At 64.7% G+C, this 4,738-nt stretch carries 5 protein-coding genes; 3 read left to right on the top strand and 2 right to left on the bottom strand.

The annotated features are described in order from the left end of the window. Positions 1 to 663, bottom strand: a 663-nt coding sequence (gene fabG / locus VN856_RS07910) for a 3-oxoacyl-ACP reductase FabG (RefSeq protein WP_325687791.1), incomplete at its 3' end; no start/stop codon positions are given. A gap of 97 nt (positions 664 to 760) precedes the next feature. On the opposite strand from fabG, the gene VN856_RS07905 reads away from it, so the two are divergent. After that, positions 761 to 1,933: an acyl-CoA dehydrogenase family protein gene (locus VN856_RS07905; RefSeq protein ID WP_325687789.1), complete on the top strand. Its 1,173-nt coding sequence runs from the start codon at positions 761 to 763 to the stop codon at positions 1,931 to 1,933. A gap of 46 nt (positions 1,934 to 1,979) precedes the next feature. Continuing rightward, positions 1,980 to 2,801, top strand: a complete 822-nt coding sequence (locus tag VN856_RS07900; RefSeq protein ID WP_325687788.1) for a mycofactocin-coupled SDR family oxidoreductase — start codon at positions 1,980 to 1,982, stop codon at positions 2,799 to 2,801. A 6-nt stretch (positions 2,802 to 2,807) separates the two neighbouring features. Here VN856_RS07900 and VN856_RS07895 read toward each other — a convergent pair whose 3' ends face one another. Next, positions 2,808 to 3,872, bottom strand: coding sequence for a phosphotransferase family protein (locus VN856_RS07895; RefSeq protein WP_325687786.1), 1,065 nt, complete (start codon positions 3,870 to 3,872; stop codon positions 2,808 to 2,810). A 221-nt stretch (positions 3,873 to 4,093) separates the two neighbouring features. Between VN856_RS07895 and VN856_RS07890 the strand changes: the two genes are divergently transcribed. Then, positions 4,094 to 4,738 (top strand): alcohol dehydrogenase catalytic domain-containing protein (locus tag VN856_RS07890; RefSeq protein ID WP_325687784.1); only part of this gene is annotated, 645 nt, incomplete at its 3' end.

Below are 4,738 nucleotides of genomic sequence, written 5' to 3'. Positions count from 1 at the left end.
GACTTTTGCGTCCCAAATCCGTTGCGGCATCGCTTCTGTCATTGCCGACCTGATCAGGCCGGGCTGGATCGCGTTGACCCGGACACCGAGGTGGGCGAGTTCCTTCGATGCCGCCTTGGTCATACCGACGATGCCGGCCTTGGCCGCCGAATAGTTGGTCTGACCGACCATGCCGACCTTCCCGGATATCGACGACATGTTCACGATCGTCCCGCGCTTGTTCTCCCGCATGATCGCTGCGGCTTTGCGCAAGCCGTTCCACGTTCCCTTCAGATGCACGGCGATCACCTGATCGAACTGTTCCTCGGTCATCTTGCGCATCGTCGCGTCGCGGGTGATTCCGGCGTTGTTGATCATGATGTCGAGCGCGCCGAACCGGTCGACAGCCGAGTCGACCAGTGCATCGACGTCACTCCCGGATGTCACATCGCAGCGCACGGCGATGGCGACGTCGTCGCCGCCGAGCTGCTTAGCCGCGGACTGCGTTGCCTCGAGATTCACGTCACCGAGTACTACCCGGGCACCTTCGTCAACGAACCGCTGCGCGATGGCGAAACCCAGCCCCTGGGCGCCACCGGTGATGACTGCGGTTTGACCGGTCAACAACGACACACGATCACCGTCCTTCTGTTCAGGCCCCGAATGCGGGACATCATCGCACATCATATTTCATATATGATCGCTGCCTGCAGACAGTCGGCGGGGTTCCGTACTTGCGTGTCAGCCCCGCGATCGCACCGCTCGAAGGGAGCGCTGATTCATGCCTAACTCGGTCGTCGACGACGACGACTTCCAGCAGATCCTCGCCCAGACCAGGCAGTTCGTACGCAGTGCCGTCGTCCCACGCGAGCACGAGATTCTGGCGGCCGACCGGGTGCCGGACGACCTTAGGAAACTGGCCAAGGACATGGGGTTGTTCGGCTACGCCATCCCGCAGGAGTGGGGTGGGCTCGGGCTCGACATCACTCAAGATGTCGAGCTGGCGATGGAGCTGGGCTATACCTCGCTGGCGCTCCGGTCGATGTTCGGCACCAACAACGGCATCGCCGGTCAGGTGCTGGTGGGGTTCGGCACCGACGAGCAGAAGGCCACCTGGCTGGAGTCGCTGGCTTCCGGGCAGGTCGCCTCGTTTGCGTTGACCGAAACCGGGGCGGGGTCGAACCCGGCGGGATTGCGCACCAAGGCTATTCGCGATGGCGCAGAAGGCGATTGGGTGATCAACGGCGAGAAGCGATTCATCACCAATGCGCCAGTTGCCGACCTGTTCGTGGTGTTCGCGCGGACCCGTCCCGCCGATGACGCCGGACCGGGCATAGCCGTATTCCTGGTTCCTGCCGACTCCCCCGGAGTCGAGGTTGGAACCAAGGACGCCAAGATGGGACAGGAAGGTGCCTGGACCGCTGACGTGCGCTTCACCGACGTCCGTGTACCTGCCGGGGCTCTGGTCGGCGGCAGCGAGGACGTCGGATACCGCGCGGCGATGACCTCGTTGGCGCGCGGGCGGATTCACATCGCTGCGCTGGCCGTGGGGGCCGCGCAGCGGGCGCTCGACGAATCCGTCAACTACGCGGCGACCGCCACCCAGGGCGGCACGCCGATCGGGAACTTCCAACTGGTGCAGGCGATGCTCGCCGACCAGCAGACCGGGGTGATGGCCGGTCGCGCGCTCGTCCGTGACGCCGCCCGGTTGTGGCTCACTGATCAGGACCGGCGGGTCGCCCCGTCGGCGGCCAAGGTGTTCTGTACCGAGATGGCCGGCAAGGTCGCCGATCTCGCCGTGCAGATCCACGGTGGCAGCGGATACATGCGCGAGGTGCCGGTCGAACGTATCTACCGCGACGTGCGCTTGCTGCGCCTGTACGAGGGAACCAGCGAGATTCAGCGGCTGATCATCGGTTCAAACCTGGTCAAGGCGGCCCAGCGCAAGCAGTGACGTATTGTCGTCCCCGTTACAGTGGCCTTTACGATACGGAGCGCACATGACCGGCCGGTTGACCGACAAGGTGGCATTCATCACCGGAGCGGCGCGCGGCCAGGGCCGTGCGCACGCCGTCCGGATGGCCCGGGAAGGCGCCGACATCGTCGCGGTCGACATCGCGGGCAAGCTTCCATCCTGTGTCCGGTACGACTCGGCAACACCGGAGGATCTGGCCGAAACCGTTCGGCTCGTCGAGGCCGCCGGTCGTCGAATCATTGCCTCCGCGATTGACGTTCGTGATTTCGATGGCTTACGTGACGTGGTCAGCAGCGCGGCCGCCACCCTGGGCCGGCTGGACATCATCGTCGCCAACGCCGGCATCACAGCGCCCCAGGCCTGGAACGAGATCACTCCCGAATCGTTTCGCGACGTGATGGAGGTCAATGTGACCGGAACGTGGAACACCGTGATGGCAGGCGCGCAGCAGATCATCGACGGCGGTCGCGGTGGGTCGATCATTTTGATCAGCTCCGCAGCCGGTATGAAGATGCAGCCGTTCATGGTGCACTACACCGCCAGCAAGCACGCGGTGACCGGTATGGCACGCGCGTTCGCCGCCGAGCTGGGTGTGCATTCGATCCGCGTCAACAGTGTGCACCCCGGTCCGGTCAACACTGCAATGGGCGGCGGTGACATGGTCGGCGCCTTGGCAAACTTTATCGAGACCAGTCCGCACCTGGCGAACACCCTCACACCGTTTCTACCGAATTGGGTTGCCGAGCCGGAGGATATCGCCGATGCGGTTTGTTGGCTGGCCAGCGACGAATCACGAAACATCACCGCGGCAGCGATCCCGATCGATCAAGGTTCCACGCAGTACTGAGACGCGTCAAGCAATGAGATCTAGCGTGCCGAGGTCGCGGATGGCCTGGCAGCCCCGTGCCAGCATGGTCAGCACCATGTCGTCACCGCGGTCGGTAGCAGTGGCGAACGCGAATCCCAGCGCCGAGATCAACAGAGCTTGGATCATGCCGAGTCGGTAATCACGCCAACAGGTTTCGCGGTCGTAGCCGGTGACGCCATACTCGGCAAGGGCTTGGTGGTATTCGGCGACAAGGTCGCGTTCGATCGATGCGCGCAGCTCTGGCTTGAGGCTGGTCGCGGTGAAGTACGCGAGGTCGCGCGCGGGAAGGCCCACTCCGAGCGTCTGCCAATCCACCACCGTCACGCCGGCGGCGTCGGGAGAGAACAACAAATTGTCGAGCCGGTAGTCGCCATGCAGCAGCGCGAACCGGTCTCGCTCGGCGAGCAGCCAGGGCGTCACCAAATCCATTGCGGTGGTGAAGGTTTCCCGATCAGCTGCGCTCATTCGGTCACCGAGCTTGTCCAACGTGATCTCGGCACTCATGCGCGCCACCTCGCCCAGACCGCCGGCGGACGCCTCGTCCGGTCGGGCGAACGCGATCCCCGGGAAGTCGAGCCAGATGGGATCACACCAACTGGGCCCGTGCAGTCCGGCTAATGCCGTCACAACCAGTCGCGCCTCGCGCTCGCCGCAGCCTGCGATCTGGTCGCCTTGCACCGCCGGAGCCTGATCGGCCAGCAGCAATGCGTAGTCCAGCGCGTCCTCGCTGATCTCGCAATAAAAGCACTGCGGGACCGGCACCCGCACCCGATCGGCCACCCCGGTGTAGAACGCGCACTCGCTGCGGTAGCCGATGGTCACGCGGTCCCGCACGGTGTCGTCTTGCGCGGGCAGTTTGATCACAAAGGTGTCGGGCAGGCTGCCCGCATCACCGGCGTACGTCGGCGAGACCCGATACGTCGCTCCGGTCTGCCCGGTACCGATGGCGGTCACCTCGACGCCGAACAACCGCACAGTCGTGCCGCGAGTGCTCAGCACGGTGGACAACCACTCGACGGTGATGTCGTCGGGGTATCGGGGAATGCGCATCGGGATCTGCGCCCCTTTCACTGGCTCGACCGACTGGACAACTGTAAGGCATTCGGCATGAGTTTCGGCCGTCTTCAGCTGTCCCGATTAACACCAGTATTTGGTTCGTTGCCGTGGTCGGCGGCCATCGTCTCACCGCACGTAAATGCCCTAATACCTCCCGTCGCGCGTCTGGGCCGTCCTAAGATCGCTCCACCTATCTCGCTGCAGGGGTGATCACGATGAAGATGAATGCCGCGGTTCTGTGGGAGCCAAACGCGGAATGGAGTGTCGAAGAACTGGACCTTGACGGTCCGCAGGACGGCGAGGTCCTGGTGTCCTTCGAGGCCGCCGGGCTCTGCCACTCGGATCATCATGTCCGCACCGGCGACCTTCCCGTGCCGCTGCCCATCGTCGGTGGCCACGAAGGGGCTGGCGTCGTGCAGGAAGTCGGCCCCGGCGTGCGGGACGTGCAGGCCGGCGACCATGTGGTGGCGTCTTTCCTCCCGGCGTGCGGGCGCTGCCGCTGGTGTGCAAGCGGCCATCAGAATCTATGCGACCAGGGCGCGTTGCTACTGAGCGGCGCCCAGCTCGACGGATCCTTTCGGCGCCGGGTCGGGGACCGCGACGTCGGCGCGGCATGTTTCTTGGGCACGTTCGCCCAGTACGGCACCGTGCCGGACAGCTCAATCGTCAAGATCGACAATGACCTGCCGCTCTCGCGTGCCTGCCTGCTCGGCTGCGGCGTCACCACCGGGTGGGGATCGGCGGTCAATACAGCCAAGGTGAGCCCGGGCGACACCGTGGTGGTGATCGGCTGCGGCGGCATCGGTAGCGGCGCGATTCAGGGCGCGCGATTGTCTGGCGCGGAAAAGATTGTGGTGGTC

Source organism: Mycobacterium sp., assembly GCF_035603715.1.
GTDB lineage: Bacteria > Actinomycetota > Actinomycetes > Mycobacteriales > Mycobacteriaceae > Mycobacterium.
Note: the sequence above shows the minus strand (reverse complement) of the source record. Positions and strands in the feature narration are given on the sequence as shown.